The 923-nt window shown below is 49.7% G+C and carries 1 protein-coding gene; it reads right to left on the bottom strand.

What is annotated here, in order from left to right; genetic code table 11:
• The coding region (locus QCH34_RS13250) for a hypothetical protein (RefSeq protein WP_300334801.1) at positions 1–923 on the bottom strand (923 nt) is incomplete at both ends.

The raw sequence follows: 923 nt of genomic DNA, 5'->3' as shown, positions 1-923 counted from the left end.
TTAAGCAGCTTTGCTGCCTCATCGCCTTTGAGTTTCACCGCCCCCATCTCGAATTTCGAGAAGAGCTCCGGTACGGTATACTCGAAAAATCCTCTGAACGCAGTGCTCAAGGAGTTCCCGAACGAGGAGGCGTCCTTCTTCCTCCCATTGAATATGCCGGTCCCTTGGACTAAAGTGTCAGCGATTTTATCACTGAGACGGGCTCGTATCCTGCTTTTTTCCAGTTTTTCACTCTCAAGACAATCCCGCTCGACCTGTTTGATTTTATTCTGTGCTGCCAACCGCCCATATTCCTCAACCATCCAATGGGATGCGTAATATTGCGTCACGAGGTCGTCAATCTCGGGGGTAAGTGCTGTCACCCAGAACAGTTTTTTATTCTTGATCCTGCTCTCATCCTCGATAGCCTCGATTTTCTTGGGGATATCCGCAGGCGAATCGGCTATCACAATGGAAACAGGAATCATCCCGGATTCGCCAATTCTGGCGCCATCCACTGAATATTCGACTTTGAAATTCTTCTTCTTTAGCTGGTAGTTCTTCAATTTGGTATCGCCGACGATGTCCCCAATAATGTCATGGTGGATCGCAATCCGGTCGGCAGGCTTTGGATTTAAATGGCGACGGCGTTCAACTCCCCAGTCTTTCTCCTCGGCGGACTGGAGTTTCCATCCTTCTTCGGTGGATTTGATGAAGTCGGCATCATTCAACCGCTGGAGTGCTTCCTCCACTTCGCGAAGAGGAACCGATCCGTCAACCGAATTGAGCAGTACTGCGGAAATATTTCTGGTGGTTCTCGGAACTTCACGCACGAACTCAAGAAGACAGATTGTCTTTGCCACCCTAAGCGCCCAACGGCCATCATCGGGGAAGGCCTCACCAATATCCGCAATGTTTTTACGACGCTCCTGAAGACTCGTTTC

Source organism: Methanocalculus sp. (assembly GCF_029762515.1).
Lineage (GTDB): Archaea > Halobacteriota > Methanomicrobia > Methanomicrobiales > Methanocorpusculaceae > Methanocalculus.
Note: the sequence above shows the minus strand (reverse complement) of the source record. Positions and strands in the feature narration are given on the sequence as shown.